The organism is uncultured Campylobacter sp., assembly GCF_937997535.1.
Lineage (GTDB): Bacteria > Campylobacterota > Campylobacteria > Campylobacterales > Campylobacteraceae > Campylobacter_B.
In genome coordinates, this window is the sequence record NZ_CALKTT010000050.1 from 37,669 (window position 1) to 54,570 (window position 16,902).

15 protein-coding genes and 1 pseudogene are annotated in these 16,902 nt (G+C 47.6%); 14 read left to right on the forward strand and 2 right to left on the reverse strand.

The window, feature by feature from the left end:
* Nucleotides 1-13: 13 nt before the first annotated feature.
* Together pyrH and Q0117_RS05085 are read right to left on the reverse strand one after the other, a co-directional pair.
* Nucleotides 14-733, reverse strand: coding sequence for a UMP kinase (gene pyrH, locus Q0117_RS05080; protein WP_297923397.1), 720 nt, complete (start codon nt 731-733; stop codon nt 14-16).
* A 64-nt stretch (nt 734-797) separates the two neighbouring features.
* Nucleotides 798-2,141, reverse strand: a complete 1,344-nt coding sequence (locus tag Q0117_RS05085) for an apolipoprotein N-acyltransferase (protein WP_297923399.1) — start codon at nt 2,139-2,141, stop codon at nt 798-800.
* On the opposite strand from Q0117_RS05085, the gene yajC reads away from it, so the two are divergent.
* From yajC to Q0117_RS05150, 14 genes and pseudogenes are all read left to right on the forward strand, one after another.
* Nucleotides 2,117-2,389: a preprotein translocase subunit YajC gene (gene yajC, locus Q0117_RS05090; protein WP_005872282.1), complete on the forward strand. Its 273-nt coding sequence runs from the start codon at nt 2,117-2,119 to the stop codon at nt 2,387-2,389. The two genes, Q0117_RS05085 and yajC, sit on opposite strands and share 25 nt — an antisense overlap.
* The gene (gene secD / locus Q0117_RS05095) at nt 2,379-3,980 is read left to right on the forward strand and encodes a protein translocase subunit SecD (protein WP_297923402.1); all 1,602 of its coding nucleotides are present in this window, start codon (nt 2,379-2,381) and stop codon (nt 3,978-3,980) included. The genes yajC and secD overlap by 11 nt, the downstream gene beginning before the upstream one ends.
* On the forward strand, nt 3,967-4,935 hold the full coding sequence (gene secF, locus Q0117_RS05100; RefSeq protein ID WP_297923404.1) for a protein translocase subunit SecF: 969 nt from the start codon (nt 3,967-3,969) through the stop codon (nt 4,933-4,935). Before secD ends, secF begins: the two co-directional genes overlap by 14 nt.
* A 9-nt stretch (nt 4,936-4,944) precedes the next feature.
* On the forward strand, nt 4,945-5,286 hold the full coding sequence (locus tag Q0117_RS05105; RefSeq protein WP_297923406.1) for a DUF6394 family protein: 342 nt from the start codon (nt 4,945-4,947) through the stop codon (nt 5,284-5,286).
* Between the two features lie 8 nt (nt 5,287-5,294).
* Entirely contained in the window at nt 5,295-7,742 is a 2,448-nt protein-coding gene (gene leuS, locus Q0117_RS05110; protein WP_297923408.1) for a leucine--tRNA ligase, read from the forward strand.
* A 6-nt stretch (nt 7,743-7,748) separates the two neighbouring features.
* Nucleotides 7,749-8,288: an LPS assembly lipoprotein LptE gene (lptE, locus tag Q0117_RS05115; protein ID WP_297923410.1), complete on the forward strand. Its 540-nt coding sequence runs from the start codon at nt 7,749-7,751 to the stop codon at nt 8,286-8,288.
* A 37-nt stretch (nt 8,289-8,325) separates the two neighbouring features.
* Nucleotides 8,326-8,499, forward strand: a pseudogene (locus Q0117_RS10635) (bifunctional folylpolyglutamate synthase/dihydrofolate synthase); the annotation flags it as partial.
* A gap of 228 nt (nt 8,500-8,727) precedes the next feature.
* Nucleotides 8,728-9,912, forward strand: a complete 1,185-nt coding sequence (locus tag Q0117_RS05120) for a bifunctional folylpolyglutamate synthase/dihydrofolate synthase (protein WP_366807793.1) — start codon at nt 8,728-8,730, stop codon at nt 9,910-9,912.
* Nucleotides 9,905-10,798, forward strand: coding sequence for a M23 family metallopeptidase (locus tag Q0117_RS05125; RefSeq protein WP_005872272.1), 894 nt, complete (start codon nt 9,905-9,907; stop codon nt 10,796-10,798). The genes Q0117_RS05120 and Q0117_RS05125 overlap by 8 nt, the downstream gene beginning before the upstream one ends.
* Entirely contained in the window at nt 10,798-13,758 is a 2,961-nt protein-coding gene (locus Q0117_RS05130; protein WP_297923414.1) for a DEAD/DEAH box helicase, read from the forward strand. The genes Q0117_RS05125 and Q0117_RS05130 overlap by 1 nt, the downstream gene beginning before the upstream one ends.
* Complete coding sequence (locus Q0117_RS05135) at nt 13,742-14,725, forward strand: ATP-binding protein (protein ID WP_297923415.1); 984 nt, start codon at nt 13,742-13,744, stop codon at nt 14,723-14,725. The genes Q0117_RS05130 and Q0117_RS05135 overlap by 17 nt, the downstream gene beginning before the upstream one ends.
* Nucleotides 14,722-15,090, forward strand: coding sequence for a hypothetical protein (locus Q0117_RS05140; protein ID WP_297923416.1), 369 nt, complete (start codon nt 14,722-14,724; stop codon nt 15,088-15,090). The genes Q0117_RS05135 and Q0117_RS05140 overlap by 4 nt, the downstream gene beginning before the upstream one ends.
* The gene (locus Q0117_RS05145) at nt 15,087-15,785 is read left to right on the forward strand and encodes a 3-methyladenine DNA glycosylase (protein WP_297923418.1); all 699 of its coding nucleotides are present in this window, start codon (nt 15,087-15,089) and stop codon (nt 15,783-15,785) included. Before Q0117_RS05140 ends, Q0117_RS05145 begins: the two co-directional genes overlap by 4 nt.
* Nucleotides 15,786-15,787: 2 nt before the next feature.
* Nucleotides 15,788-16,902 (forward strand): glycosyltransferase family 39 protein (locus tag Q0117_RS05150; RefSeq protein WP_297923420.1); only part of this gene is annotated, 1,115 nt, incomplete at its 3' end.

Here is a 16,902-nt window from a genome sequence, read left to right on the forward strand (position 1 = left end):
TAAATTTTAAATTTCAGTTTTTTACGATTGAGCAGGAGCTTAGATCTCCGCCATCGACGATTTTGTATAAATTTCCGCTCTTAAACATATTGCATACGATGATCGGAAGCGCATTGTCTTTAGCAAGCGCGATAGCCGTATCGTCCATCACCCTGATATTGTCGTGCAAGGCTTGGTCGTAAGTGACTTTGGAAAGCAATTTGGCGTCTTTAAATTTTTGCGGATCTTTGTCGTAGATCCCCATTACTTTAGTGGCTTTTATGATAGCGTCGGCTCCGATCTCGATCGCGCGGAGCGTGCCTGCGGTATCGGTCGTGAAGAACGGATTTCCGGTGCCTGCGGCAAAGATCACGACGCGCCCTTTTTCGAGGTGCCTTTTGGCGCGGCCGATGATGAAGGTCTCGCAGATCGCTTCCATCTTTATCGCGCTTTGCACGCGCACGTCCATGCCTGCGTATTCGAGCGCTTCTCTCATAGCGATTGCGTTTATGACGGTAGCTAGCATGCCCATATGATCGCCACTGGTGCGCTTTATGATACCGCTAGCTGCGGCGCTTACGCCTCTAATGATGTTGCCGCCGCCGATTACGATGCCTACTTCGATGCCGCCCTCTACGAGCTGCTTGATCTCTTTAGCGATAAATTTTAAAATTTCGCTGTCGATCCCAAAGCCGTTCTCTCCCGCTAGCGCTTCACCCGAAAATTTTACGAGTACGCGATTGTATTTAGCCATAAATTTAGCTCCTAATAAAATTTTAAAATATTATCCAAAAGTCGTTTAAAAATAACTTTTTAGGCTATTTTAGATGATCTTTAAGGCGGTTTATCCAGATCTTTTTCGGAGCGATTATCTCGCTAGCGCTGCCGTTTACGGCGTGATAGATCAGCGTGCCGTGCAAGCTCGCGTAGTAGCGGATTATGAGGCGCTGCAAATAGGGCTCGTAGCTCGGCACGAACCAGCCGTTATTGCTGATCGCTACGACATATTTGGGCGAGCCCTCGTAAAGTTCCGCGCGCGTAGCCTCGTAGCAAACAGCGCTTCTTACGCTCTTGCCGCCAAGCTCGTAGTCGCTAAAACCGCTAGCCGTCGAAAAATCGGTTGCGCCGCCTAACAGCACGCGGTTTATGAAATTTCGCGCGAATTCAGGCAGCGGTACCATTTCGCCAAACGGCACCAAAATGTGCTTATCAAAGCGCTTCATTTCCCCGTTTGCAAAAAGATAGGCGCTGTTGTAAAATTTCCCGTTCTCATACGCTTCCGCGCCTGCTACGATCGTAATTGCGCGCGATTTTTCCTTTAGAGCTTCAACTAGCACGTTTTCTAAATTTAGCGGCATCGCAAAGGCGCTCTCGGGCAAGATTATCGCATCCTGCCCCGCCGCGATCGCCTCATCAATCCGAGCCAAATTTGCCAACGCGGCGGATAAAATTTTATCCTTTGCCCAGATGTCATACTGCGAAATATCGGTGTTTGCGAGCGAAATTTTAATAGGTAGCGGCTCGGCTTCTTTTTGGCTGAATTGCAGCGCGCAGATCAAAAATATCGCGAAAATTAAGGCGTTAAGCCTAGCCGCAATGCCGCGTCCGCGTAGATACAAAACCGCGCAAAGTCCCGCTAAAATCAGAGCCAGCGCGCTAAGATCGGCTCTGAAAATTCCATGGCTTAGCAGCAGTTCAAAATTTAGCCAATCAAAGCCGAAGGGATGGATAAATTTTAGAATCAAAAGGCACGCAGCGCGCAAAACCGGTGCGTTAAAGATCGCAAAGATGCGGAAAATAAAGGCGTAAACGAGACAAATTCCAAGAATTTCAAGCGGAATCAAAAACGCAAGACCGAAATAGATCAGACTGAAGCTGATCCAGTGCATCCATAGCGCGCCGATAAAAAATCCGCACCAAAACCACTCCGCCTTGCTTGCTTTTAGTAGATAAAAAAGTGCTGCTATCGCAATTAGAGGCGAGAGAAATTCCGCCGCCAAAGCAGCCAAGCCGTCAAATTTAGAGCTTAAAATTTCTACAAAAATAAAATTTGAAAGCGCAAGGGCAAGAACAAAGCCTTTATTTATGTAACTTAATGTAAAATAGCTACTTTTTAAATTTCTAATGAAGGAAACACATGGAACAAGGAAACTTCTTTGCATCAATCTTGCCTATCGTCGTAATCTTTGCGATTATGTATTTTTTGATTATCAGACCGCAGCAAAAGCAGGCCAAGGATCATAAAGCGATGGTCGATGCGCTCGGCAAAGGCGATAAGATCATAACTAGCGGTGGCATAAAATGCACGGTCGTGAAAACAAACAATGATTTTATCACAGTTAAGCTTAACGATGAGGTCATGGTCGAGCTAGATAAACAATTCGTGGCAAGAAAATTAGATGAGCAGTAAAATTTCATACCGTCTGCTGATCTTTTTGGCTGCGGTTATTTTTTCGGCGATTTTTGCCGCGCCTTCGATCTTTCAGACCGAAAAGGGAAGCAAGATAAACTTGGGTCTGGATCTGCAAGGCGGTCTGCATATGCTTTTGGAGGTTCAAAGCGACGAGGCGGTCGTTTCGAAGATAAAATCGATCGCCGCTAGCGTTAATTACGCCGCCAAGCGCGACGATCTGCTGATGGACGGGCTAAAATTGGAAGGCGATTCGTTTGAATTTGAAATTTTAGACGCAGACGAGGCTTCTAAATTTGATGCGATTTTGCATAGCGCCGCAAGCGGATTAGACATTCAAAAATCGGGCGAAAAATACCGCGTCACACTAACGCCCGAGGAGGTCGAAGCGACTAAAAAATACGCGATTGAACAGGCCGTAGAAACTATCCGAAACCGCTTGGATCAATTCGGACTTGCGGAGCCTACGGTAGCAAAGCAGGGCGAGAGCTATATTTTGGTTGAGCTTCCGGGCGTCAAAAGTGCAGCGGATGAGCAACGCGCCAAAGATCTGATTGCCAAAGCGGCTCACTTGCAGCTTATGGCGGTGGACGACGTACGCCAAGACCGCGCGCAGACTATCAGTGCAGCGGATGCCAGAGCTTACGGCGACGTGATCTACCCGGACGTTAAAAATCCGAATTACAAGTATCTCATAAACGAAATTCCGGTTTTAGACGGCGCGATGCTAGTTGATGCGAAGGTAGCTTTTGATCAGCACACCAACCAGCCGATCATAAATTTTACGCTAAACTCTCAAGGCGCTCAAATTTTTGGCGATTTTACCGGCAAAAACGTCGGTAAGCGCCTTGCGATCGTACTTGACGGCAAGGTTTACTCCGCACCGCGCATTAACGAGCGCATCGGCGGCGGCAGCGGTCAGATCAGCGGCGGATTTAGCGTCGAGGAGGCGCACGACGTAGCGATCGCGCTTAGAAGCGGCGCGCTTTTGGCTCCTGTTAAAGTCTCAGAGACACGCAGTATCGGCCCTAGCCTAGGGCAAGATAGCATCGATAAGAGTATGGCGGCGCTTAGCCTTGCGGCGGTTGCGATTTTGATCTTTATGATTTTCTACTATGGCGTGGCGGGGCTTTTTGCCGACATCGCGCTTGTAGTCAATATTTTATTTCTGATCGCTTGTATGGCGCTATTCGGCGCTACTTTGACGCTTCCTGGAATGGCTGGAATCGTACTAACTATCGGAATGGCGGTAGATGCGAATGTCATCATTAACGAGCGCGTTAGAGAGGTGCTAAGGACGGGAGTTTCAATCCGCCAAAGCATAAATAAAGGCTATGAAAATGCGATGAGCGCGATCGTGGATTCAAATATCACTACGCTAATTACTTCTGCTGCGCTTTATGCTTACGGCACGGGTCCGGTGAAAGGTTTTGCCGTCACGATGAGCATCGGTATTGTAGCGTCGATGATAACGGCTATTTTAGGCACTCACGGAATGTTTGAGTTAGTAATGGATAAGATGGAAAAGAGCAAAAATACCGCGCTTTGGCTTGGTTATAAAGTAAGAGGGGGCGCAAATGCAAGTGTTTGATAAGGGTAAAATTTATGATTTTATGAAATTTAGATATTTTACCTTTGCGCTTTCTGCTGTTTTGATAATAGGCTCTATTGCGCTGTTTTTCATTAAGGGCATTAATTACGGCATCGATTTTAGCGGCGGTACGCTCATTCAGGTTAAATACGACGCCAAAGCACCGCTTGATGAGATCAGAAAGCGCTTCGAAGCGGCAAATTTAGGCAATATCAACGTTACGGAATTCGGTAGCGATCAAGAGGTCACGATTAGATATTCGGGCGCTGCGAGTGAACTGGGTGATAATCCCGCTTTAGCAGCACAAAAAATTTTACAAGGTAGTGGAAACTTCGACATTCGCAAGGTCGATATCGTAGGTCCTAAAGTCGGCGAGGAGCTTCGCACAAACGGAATTTTAGCGGTATGTGTGTCGTTTGCGCTCATTTTGGTTTATATCACCCTGCGGTTTGAGTGGAGATTTGCGATTGCAGCCGTACTATCGGATCTGCACGACGTCATAGTCGCCGTAGGCGCGATGATTTTAGCTGGCGTGGATTTCAACCTTGAAATTCTAGCCGCACTGCTAACTATAATGGGCTACTCGCTTAACGATACTATCGTTGTTTTCGATAGAATTCGAGAGGGTGTAAAAGATAGTAAATCGATTAAGCTTGACGAGGTTATAAACGAATCGATCTCGCACACGCTTTCACGCACCGTCCTAACCTCGCTTACTACGCTCATCGTCATAGTGATTTTGTTCTTCTGGGGCGGTGAGATGATCCACGGTTTTAGCTTCGTGATGTTAGTGGGCGTCATCGCAGGAACTTTCAGCTCGATCTTCGTAGCCGCGCCGCTACTGATTATCTTTAAATTTAACGTAGAGAAGTATCGCGCGTTTTTAGCTGAAAAACAGCGCCGTATCAAAGAGAAAGAAAAAAACCGAGCCATGTATGAAAAAGGCACGGTGTAAGGATAGAAGATGAATTGGGGAAGGGTAATTTACATATTTTTCGCTCTTATGAGTATGACTACGATCGGCGGATTTATTTACGAAAAGCATGAAATTTTGCTTTTCATCGCAACCAGCGTAAATGCGGTCTCGACGCTTTTGAAGGTGGGCGTGCGAAACATGCTCGCAGCCGAGCTTTTCGCAAGCTCGCTCGTAGCGGATCTGCACCTCATACCTGCGTTTGTTTTGATCTTGGTAGCTCCTGGGGATCTTTCGATCGTCACCTCGCTTGCGATCGGCGCGCTGCTTGCAAATTTCTTCTCGCTCATTTTGATCTCGATCGAATCTGCAAAAACAAGAGATGAATTTTAGGAGAGCCTATGTCTTACGATAGTAAAAGCATTGAGCTTAAATGGCAGAAAATTTGGGACGATGAAGGGGTTTTCGAGCCTAAGGACGATTATAGCCTACCTAAAAAATATATCCTTTCGATGTTTCCCTACCCAAGCGGCCGCATTCACATGGGGCACGTGCGAAACTACAGCATCGGCGACGCGCTGAGCCGCTACTACAGGCTGCGCGGATACAACGTGCTTCAGCCGATCGGCTTTGACAGCTTCGGTATGCCTGCGGAAAATGCGGCGATCAAACACGGCACCCATCCCAAAACTTGGACCTACGAAAATATCGATTATATGAAAAACGAGCTGCACCGCCTGGGCTTTAGCTTTTCGGCTCGTCGCATGCTCGCCACCTCCGATCCGCTTTATACGCGCTGGGAGCAGGAATTTTTCATCAAACTTTTTGAAAAAGGGCTTATCTACAGAAAAAACGCCGTGGTAAATTGGTGCGAGCACGATCAGACGGTGCTTGCCAACGAGCAGGTCGAGGAGGGCAGGTGCTGGCGCTGCGGCAACGAGGTCGTGCAAAAGCAGATGCCGGGCTATTATCTAAAAATCACCGCTTACGCTCAGGAGCTTTTGGATTGCCTAAAACAGCTTGAGGGCAAGTGGCCCGCTCAGGTGCTTACGATGCAGGAAAACTGGATCGGGCGCAGCGAGGGTTTGGAATTTAGCTTTAAATTTGACGAGCAAAGCAGCGCCATGCTTGGCGGCATCGAGGGCTTTAAGGTTTTTACGACGCGGCCCGATACGATCTACGGCATGAGCTACGCCGCGCTTGCGCCGGAACACGAGGTCGTAAAGAGACTTTTGGATAAAGGCTTACTTGACGCCCAGACTGCGGCGAAAGTAAGAGAAATTTTAAATCAAAGCCCGCGCGAGCGCCAAGCAAGCGATAAGGACGGCGTGAGCCTCGGAATCAGCGTGCTTCATCCGCTAAGCGGCAAAAAAATTCCCGTTTGGACCGCAAATTTCGTCCTAGCCGAATACGGCGGCGGCGCGGTTATGGCGGTGCCTGCGCATGATGAGAGAGACTTTGAGTTTGCGAAGAAATTTAACCTGCCGATCGTTCAAAGCATCGCTCCTAAAAGCGGCGATTACGACGCGAGCAAAGCTTACGCCGAGAGCGGAGTTTTAGTAAATTCTGAAGAGTTTAGCGGCATGGATAGCGAGAAAGCAAAAAGTGCCGTTATCTCAAAATTTGAGGAGTTAAAGCTCGGACGCCGCGTGGTAAATTTTAAACTGCGCGATTGGGGAGTGAGCCGCCAGCGCTACTGGGGCGCGCCGATCCCGATGATCCACTGCCCAAAATGCGGGCTGGTAAGCGAAGAAATTTCAAATCTACCCGTAGAGCTTCCGCAGGACATCAAGATCACCGGCAAAGGCAACCCACTTGATACGCATCCTAGTTGGAAGTTTTGTAAATGCCCTAAATGCGGCGGCGACGGGGTGCGCGAAACCGACACGCTCGATACCTTTTTTGAAAGCTCATGGTATTTCGCGCGCTACGCAAGCGACGAGCGAACGTGGCAGCAGCGGGCGTTTGACGAGCAAAGTGTGAATTACTGGATGAATGTCGATCAATATATCGGCGGCATTGAGCACGCGATTTTGCACCTTTTATACGCAAGATTTTTCCAAAAGGCTCTTCGCGACATAGGCTATCTACGCGATAGCGAGCCGTTTGAGCGGCTGCTAACTCAGGGCATGGTGCTAAAAGATGGCGCAAAGATGAGTAAAAGCAAGGGCAACACCGTCGATCCCGATGATATCATCGAGAGATACGGCGCCGATACGGCGAGACTTTTTATACTTTTTGCAGCACCGCCGCAAAAGGAGCTTGAATGGAACGATAGCGCGGTAGAGGGCGCGTATAAATTTTTAAATCGCCTATACGATCGCGCCGAAAACGCCTACGCTACGGATAAAATTCCGCAGATCGACCACGCAAGTCTAAATAAAGAGGAAAAATACGCCCGCCTCAAGGTTTACGAGGCGCTTAAGAAATCGCAGCAGGTTTATGAGAGCAGCTTTGCTTTCAATACCCTAATCGCCGCGTGTATGGAGGCGCTAAACGCCCTAAATGCGCAGAGTAACAAAGACGTATTCACTGAGGGCTACTTCGTGATCTTGTGCCTGCTAGAGCCTATCGTGCCGCACATCTGCGCCGAGCTTAGCGAGAGGCTGTTTAAGAGGCGGAATTTCGGCGAGCTGCGAGTTTGCGAAGAGGTCTTTGAGAGCGATACGATCAAGCTTGCCGTCACGATTAACGGCAAAAAACGCGCCGAGTTTGAAGCGGATGCAGGCCTAAGCGAGGGCGAAATTTTAAGCCTTGCGAAGCAAAACTGCGCCAAATGGCTAGAGGGCAAGAGCATCGTAAAAGAAATTTATGTCAAAAACAAGCTTGTAAATTTGGTGATAAAGTAGGCGAAGATGAGAAGAGTTTTAACCGTTTTTTGTTTGATTTTTTTAATCGGCTGCGGCTACAAGCCCGTTTCAAGGATCGCGAAAGAGACGATGAGAGGAAGCGTATTTGTGGATGTAATGATGAGCAAGACCGATCCGCAAAACACTGTCGCTATCAAAGATGCGATCAGGCAGGGTATAGTTCAGCGCCTAGGGATGAGCCTTTCGGATAAAAACTCGGCGCAGACGATTGTAGTAGCGAGCATAAAAAGCCTAAGCTTTAGCGAGCTTTCATACGATCAGTTCGGCTATGTCACTAGCTACCGCGCAAATCTCATCGTAAATTTTAGCACCGAGCTTAAAAACGGCGAGGTTTTCAGCAAGGATTGCGTTGGCGATTACGATTTTAAAGTTAGCCGCCTAGTCAAAAATAGCTACGATACGAGCTCGATCATTAGCGATAAGGATCGCTATAAGGCGATCGAAAATGCCTCTGCGCAGGCGTTTGACGAGTTTATTTCGGCGCTTGCGATTAGGGGATTCAGACTTGAGCGGGCGCAGCATTAAAGAATTTTTGCAAAATCGCCCGATTTATTACAAAAAAATCGACTACGAGCGCTTCCCGCGGGCATATGCCGCCATTAAAGATAAAATTCCGCTCAAAAACGTCATTCAGATCATCGGCACCAACGGCAAGGGAAGCACCGGGCGATTTTTGGCTAACGCGATCGCCGCAGCGGGCTTTAGCGTCGGGCACTACACCAGCCCGCACGTTTTTAGGCTCAACGAGCGCATCTATCTAGGCGGACGCATCGCGCAAATCCCAGTTTTTGCGTTAAATTCCGACGCTTCAAATTTTAAAAACGAGCAAAATTCCGCTTCGGCGTCAAATTTTACGGAAAAACAAAATTCCATAAAGATGCAAAATTTTGCGAACAGAGAAAATTCAGCCTCTCAAATTTCTATTTCTAATTTGCAAAATTCCACCACGCAGGATTTTATCGCCATGCAGAATTCGCATGGTGAGCGGAATTCTGCCCTGCAAAGCTTCGTTTCTGCCACACGAAATTTTTGTAGCGAGCAGAATTTTATCGCGCGAAATTCGATAGATACGCAAAATTCTGCTTCTACACAAAATTTATGGAATTCGCAAGATCTCAAATCGCCGTCTGAGCAAAATTTCAAATTCTCATCTGAGCAAAATTTTAAATCTCCGCTAGGATCAAATTTTAAATCCGCTCAAAGCTCGCTTCCCATTTCGCTAGGTCGTGATGCTACGGATGAGGAGCTTGATTTCGCGCATGAGTTTTTGCAAGAGAGCTTGCCCGCGGAGTTTAAAGATAGCCTGTCGTATTTCGAGTATCTCACTCTTGCGGCGGCAGTGCTTTTTAGGGATTGCGATTACTGCGTGATCGAGGCTGGGATGGGCGGAGAATTTGACGCTACATCGAGCTTTGGGCGCACGCTGTCGCTTTTTACACCGATCGGCACCGATCATTTGGGTATGCTAGGACAAAATCTAGAGCAGATCGCCCACACCAAGCTCATTACGATGGATAAGGAAGCGATTTTAAGCGATGAGATGAGCGAGGTTCCGCTTCGTATCGCGCGGCAGATCGCAGAGCAAAAAGGAACTCATTTGAGGTTTACAGCAGAGCTTTTAAGCAAGAGCGAGCAAGCGCAGATCGTAGAGTTTTGCGCACGCAACGATCTGCCTAAATTTCAAATTTCAAATTTAGCTCTAGCGCTTGCCGCAATGAAATTTTTAAATTTGAAATTTGAAATTTCGCAGCTACCGCCTCTAAATTTACGCGGCAGGATGGAAATTTTGGCGCCTAATTTACGCGTGGACGTCGGGCACAACGAGCTTGCGGCGCAGCAAGTCGCCCGTGAAATTACCGAAATCTACAGGGGCAGAAAGATCGTGCTGATTTACAACGCCTTTGCCGATAAGGACGTAGCTGCTGTGCTGCGGACTTTAGCGCCCGTGGTAGAGCGCGTGGAGATCTTTAACTACGAGGTTGCGGATCGCGAAATGGCGGCAGAGGCGATAACCCGTGCGCTTGACGCGCTTAAAATTCCGTATTCGCCGTTTCGCGGCGAGCTTAGAGCGGAGGAGGAGTATTTGGTTTTCGGCTCGTTTCATTTGGTAGAAAATTTCATTTTATGGCTTGAGGCGCGCCGTGGCTAAAACTAAACTTACCCTAAGCGATCACTTTGGCACCAAGACGCTGTATTTCGGCGAAAATTTTAGATTTCAACTTAAAATTTTATCCGCGTTTTTCGTAATTTTTCTGCTCGTTCTGTTTTTTGCGATCTTTAAACTCGCGAGCGACCGCTCAAATTTAAAGGAGCTAAACAAAACCCTATACGCCGAAAATCTCGCGCTAAAAGAGCAAAATATCGCGCTTGAGGGCAAAAACGAGGAGGTGCTTGCCAAGCTGGACGGACGCGAAGACGATGGAGGCGGGCTGGATAGTGATATCCAGGTAATGCTTGCGATGAATGAGATGAAAAAGGAGCGTAAAAAGGGCTCCGGCGCGCATATCGCAGCTAGCGAAAAAACGGCGAGCGCGATTCTTAGCGCTGTGCCTAACGGACTTCCGATGCAGTATCGTGGCGTCACTAGCCCTTTTGGGATGCGCACTCATCCGATCAGCGGCGTTATGAGGATGCACCACGGCATAGACTTGCGAGCGAGTGAGGGCACTCCGGTGTTTGCGACAGCAGAAGGCTTCGTGCAGTTTGCAGGTGGTAGCGGCAGCGGATATGGAATTTTAGTGATTTTATCGCACAATTATGGCTTTGAAACCCGCTACGGCCACCTTAGCTCCGCGGTCGTAACGCCCGGTTCTTGGGTTAAAAAGGGCGATCTTATCGGCTATAGCGGCAACACCGGCTACAGCACCGGCCCACACCTGCATTACGAAGTTAGGTTTTTGGCTCAAAGCGTCGATCCTGCAAATTTTATGAGCTGGAACGCGCAAAATTTTAAAAATATCTCAACCTTGGAGCCTAACGTATCGTGGCAGGAGATCGCGAACGTCGTGCAGCACCAGATCGAAAGGTTTAAATAATGCAGGCCGAGGTTTACGAATACTTTTTGCAAAACCAAAAAGAGCTTTTGATCTGCGAGGACGATAAAGAGGCTGCAGCGTGCGAGCAGGTGCTTAAATTTATGGGCTACGCAACCTTTTGCTTGCCTGATTTTAGAGCTAGCTTCGGCGAGGATCTGCGCAGCTACATGGGCGAGCTAGCGGGCATCAGCACCGCTCTTAGCGCGTTTTACAAAGCAAGCGGCAAAAAAATTTTAATCTCGCCCGTCCGCACAATCCTAAACAAACTCCCCGCCGCAAGCCATCTGCGCCCGTTAAATATAAAATTTGGAAGCGAATTAAACTTAAGCGAGCTAAAAGAGGAAATTTTACGCCTGGGATACGACGTGCGCGACATCGTCGAAAGTATGGGCGAGGTGAGCTTCCGTGGCGAGATTATCGATATTTTTTCGGTAGGAAGCGAAAGCGCGGTTAGAATTCTGCTCGACGGCGAGACGGTCGAGAGTATCAGGCGCTTTGACGTCGCGACGCAAAAAAGCGAAAAAGATGAGCTTGCGCAGGTCGAGATAGCGCCGTTTTTAGCAAATTTAAGCGAGGACGAGTTTGAGAGCGTGAGCGAAAAGATATCGCGCGCGGACAGCGACGCGTTGGCGCACGATCTGGGCTCGCTCGGGTTTTGGTTCATTGAGGGCTTCGTAGATTACACGGAGGCGTTTGATTGCGTCTTGCTGCACGAGATCAAAAAGGATGAAATTTTTTCCGAGCGCAATTTGGATTTTTTAGACGCGATCGAGGTATTGCCTGCGGCGCGTAAATTTAAAGACCTTGCCGTAACACCGTCGCAGGAATTTTTTGAATTTCACCGCAGCGAGGCTATCACGCTGATCGCGCGAAACGACGCGCTGCTCACGCCGTTTGATCTTAGCGGATTTAGCAATATCGAAATTTTACGCGAGGATTTCGTCGTAAATTTAATAAGCACCGAGCGGATCATCCTTTCGCTAAACAAAGCGGCGCCTAAAAAGCGCATGCGAAGATCGAGCCTAGCTCTGGATGAGCTAAACGTGGGCGATTTTGTCGTGCACGAAGATCACGGTATAGCTAAATTTAACGGACTTGAGCTCATCGAGGTGATGGGGCGCAGTAAGGAGTTCGTATCCCTACTCTACGAGGGCGGCGACAAGCTGCTGCTGCCGGTCGAGTATCTAAACAAGATCGATCGCTACGTCGCAAGCGGCGGTGCGGTAAGCTTGGATCATCTGGGCAGGGCGAGCTTTTCAAAAATTAAAGAGCGAGTGCGCGAAAAGCTCTTTGCGATCGCTTCAAAGATCATCGCGCTGGCTGCCAAGCGCGAGCTGGTGCGAGGGCTCGTCATCAAAAACGAAAGCGCGGATTATGCGAAATTTTTAAGCGCAAGCGGCTTTAGCTACACGAGCGATCAGCAAAAGGCGGTGGGCGCGATTTTGGCGGATCTGCAAAGCGGCAAGGTGATGGATCGCCTACTTAGCGGCGACGTAGGCTTTGGAAAGACCGAGGTTGCGATGAATGCGATCTTTACTTGCATCCGCAGCGGTCATTCTGTGCTGTTTTTCGTACCCACTACGCTGCTTAGCTCGCAGCATTACGCCACGCTTAGCGAGCGCTTTAGGGAGTTTGAAATTCCTGTTTTCAAGCTCGATCGCTTCAGTAGCGCGAGGCAAAAAAGTGAAATTTTAAAGCGCCTGCAAAGCGGCGAGGCGATCGTCGTGGTCGGCACGCACTCGCTTTTAAATTTAAACCCCGCAAATTTAGGGCTCATAATCATCGATGAGGAGCATAAATTCGGCGTTAAGCAAAAGGAGCGGCTCAAAGAGAAAAGCGCCGCCTCGCACCTGCTTAGTATGTCCGCGACGCCGATACCGCGCAGTCTAAATATGGCGCTAAGCTCGATTAAAAGCTACTCCACGCTACTTAGCCCGCCGCAGGACCGCCTCGACGTGCGCACCTTCGTCAAGCAGTGGGACGAAAAGATCATAAAAGAGGCGATCTCGCGCGAGCTGCGACGCGGCGGGCAGATTTTTTACGTCCATAACCACATCGCGACGATGCAAAACGCCAAAAAGAAACTGCTTGAAATTTTGCCGAGCCTTAAAATTTTAATTTTGCACTCCAAGATCGACGCCAAGACGACTGAGGATGAAATTTTAAAATTTGTAGCGGGCGGATACGATCTGCTACTTTGCACCAGCATCGTAGAAAGCGGCATTCATATGCCGCGCGTAAATACGATCATCGTCGAAAACGCTGATAAATTCGGTATCGCCGATCTACACCAGCTGCGCGGCCGCGTCGGGCGCAGCAACAAACAGGGCTTTTGCTATTTTTTGATCGAGGATAAAACCGCTCTTACGCAGGACGCGCTAAAACGGCTCATAGCGCTTGAGAGCAACTCGTTTTTGGGCAGCGGTTCGGTGCTAGCGTATCACGATCTTGAAATTCGCGGCGGCGGAAATCTGCTCGGAGAGGCGCAGAGTGGGCATATCGAAGCGATCGGCTACTCGCTTTATTTAAAGATGCTCGAAGAAGAAATCGGCAAGCTACTAAGCAGAAAGAGCGCCGCTGCGAGCGTGGAGCTTAAAATTTCGGTAAACGCCTTTTTAAACTCGGAATTTATCAGAGAGGATCGCCTGCGCCTGGATCTTTACAGGCGGCTTAGCAAGTGCGCAGAGGCGAGCGAAGTGCTTGAAATTTTCGGCGAGATCGAGGATCGCTTCGGGCGCGCGGACGTCTACACTAAGCAATTTATCGACGTGATGATGATTAAGGTTTTGGCTACGAAGCTTGGCTTGCGCGTGATTTCGAGCATGGATGAAAATATCTTAATCACCCTTGCAAACGGCGATAAGGTGCGATTAAAGGCGCAGACGCGCGACGATGATGATGTGATAAGCGAAATTTTGATCTATCTGCGAAGGGAGCTAAAAAATGCGAACTTGCGATGAAAATATCAAAAAAAGCGCGAGCAAAAGCAGAAGCGAAGAGTTAAATTTGGACGCGGCGAGCGGTTTAAATTTAGCGCCGCAAGCCGTCCTAAAAAGCGCACAGAGAGGCGCTAGCGAGCAAATTTATTTCAGCGATTTTGGCGCGATTGATTGGCGCGCGGTGCAGGTCGCCGTCTTTCGCGCAAATAAAAAGGCGCTAAAGATCGTCCGTGACATCGATTTTACCGAACTTGACGTGCTTGTGGGGTTAGAGAGCCAAAAATCGGCTCTTACAAAAAACACGGACGCCTTCCTGCGCGGCGCGAGTGCCAACCACGCGCTACTATGGGGCGAGAGCGGCTGCGGCAAATCAAGCCTTGCGAAGGCGGTTTTTTCTAAATTTATCCCGCAAGGCCTTAAGATCATCGAGATCGGCAGAGACGATCTGGGCTATCTCGCGGATATAATCGACGCGATCCGCGAAACGAGCTTTAAATTTATCATTTTTTGCGACGATTTGAGCTTTGAGCTCGGTGAGAGCGGTTACAAGCACCTAAAACCGCTACTTGAAGGCTCACTGGAGCGTGCGCCGCGCAACGTGCTGATGTATGCGACGTCCAACCGCCGCCACATCGTAGGCGAATGCGCAAGCGATAACGACGCCGCGCAGATAAGCCGCGGCGAGCTGCACCTAAGCGACGCGGCGAACGAGCGAATCAGCCTTAGCGAGCGCTTTGGACTACAGCTAAGCTTTTACGGCGGGAGCATGCATGAGTATTTAGGGATCGTAGATGCCTATTTTGCGGCTGCGCAAGGCATGAGCGCGGCGGAATTTCGCCTGAGCTTTGCTGCAAATTTAGACGAGCTACATGCAAAGGCGCGTGAGTTTGCGATGCTTCGCGCAAGCCGCAGCGGCCGCGCGGCAAAGCAGTTTTTCTTGAGTTTCGGCGAGGAATTTTTTGCAAATTTAAAAGGCGGCGGCAGATGAATACAGCGCGCGAATTTCAAAATGTCGTAAGCGAGCTTAGTTGCGGCGTAAAGCGGCTTCTGGAGCGAAGCAGGGCAGCGGCTGCACTAAAATTTAAAGTTGCCACTACGTGCGCGACGATCGTTAAATTTAAGCCTAGCGATGCGTCGAAATTCCTTCTCATCGCAGGTGTCTTGCAAGAACAAACCCCGTTTGCGTCTGTTTTTGCAACGCATAAATTTCAAATTTTTATGCGTTGCACGGCACTCTTTAAGCGAAATTTAAAAATTATTTCGGCGTATGCATCGCTTGTCGCAAGATGCGGCGAGGTACGGATTATAGAGCCGAAATTTGATGCCCCCAGCGTCCTTGGAGACGGCAGATGAGCGCGACCGAGCTTTTTATCGCGCTTTTTCGCGCCGTGAAAATCAAGAATTTGCGCTGGTGGCCCGCATTTGGAAGCTTTGAGGTGGTCGTGGGGGCGATTTTGATCCAAAATACGGCGTGGCGCAATGCCGACGCGGCACTGCAAAACCTGCGTAGCAAGGGGCTTTTGAGCTTAGATGGGATTGCTGGGCTAGATGAAGCGGAGCTTGCGGAGATCATTAAAGTGAGCGGATTTTATAATCAAAAAGCGAGACGTCTAAGTTTGCTTTGTAAAGCGATAATCGCTGATTTTGGGGATTTTGAGAGCTTTAAAGCGAGCGTTGGCCGTGAGTGGCTGCTAGCGCGCAAGGGGATCGGCGCGGAGAGCTGCGATGCGATCTTGTGCTATGCGTGTGAGCGCGCGGTGATGGTCGCAGACAGCTATTCGGCGCGGCTGCTCGGGGCTTTGGGCTATGAGTTTGAAAGCTACGATGAGCTTAGCGCGTGGCTTGGCGAGCTGGAATTTGAGCGGATCTACGAGTTTGTAAATTCCGCCAACTCTCCCTGCGATGCGGCGGCAAAAACAGGGAAGCTAGAGAATGAAAACGGCGTGTATGCGCTATTTCACGGCCTCATCGTGGAATTTTGCAAAGCGCATCTAAAAGGTAAAATTTTCGACGAGAGCGCGAAAATAATTTTAAATGATTTGAGGTAGATATGTTTAACACTAAAATTTTAGAAAATTTAATGGTTGCTTTTTGCTTTTGTATAACGCTTGCGTTACATTTACTGATATTTAACCATTACTTCTCACTCCAAGAAGGATGGTGGGAAACCTATGCTTATTTAGTAAATAGGGGAGAGGTGATAAATAAAGATTTTTATCTAGCATGGACTCCGTTATTTGTCTATATAAATGCCTTTTATCAAAAAATATTCGGGATAAATTTCTTTGCTTTTGCCTGCATCGGTGTAGTAGCTGCAATGATACAGGTAATCTTGCTTTATGCTGTTTTGAGGGAGTTTTTTTCAAAACCGGCTAGTGCTATCGCAGCTCTTTTTGCGACATTTTTAAATATAAATAGCGGTACTTATATTGCCAAAGATTATCATACGTATGTATATATTACCGAATTTTTAACATTACTATTTTTGATAAAATATATAAAAAATTATAATTCCAACATAGGCAGATTTTATCATATAATTGGAATTTTATTTTGTGTTTTATTGTTTTTTGTTAAACAAAATGTGGGCCTGGTCCTTTTTGCCGGTTTGTTTGTTGCATATGCATTTGTCGCTATAAACTTTAAAGATTATATAAAAAGAATTTGTTTTTTACTCATTATTTCGGCTATATTTTTTACTATCATGAATTTTATCATTCCTTTTAATTTATCTTCTATAACAGAAAATGATTCCAAGGGCAGTTTTTTCGCTATGGCCACGAGATTTGCTACATATCCTTTAAACCAAACTATATTAAAAAATTCGCTTATTGTATCAATGGTTGCACTTATCTTGTATATTATTAGATTAAAAATAGCAGAAATTTATACTAACCTATATAGAAAAATGATAGCCAAAACTACAAGAGAATTTCGTATATTAATGCTTATTATATTACATATAATTATAATATACTGTATGTTTGTCAGGATGAGTGGAATTGGAATAGAAATAAAGAATTTTATATCTCTTTCAATAGGTATTATTTTATTCTTACTATATATATGCTTCAATAGGAATAATATAATCGGTAATTCATCAAAGATATATGCCTTTATGATTGTAGCCATGGCCGCCATATCTTATTCGGGTACTTTGGCTGA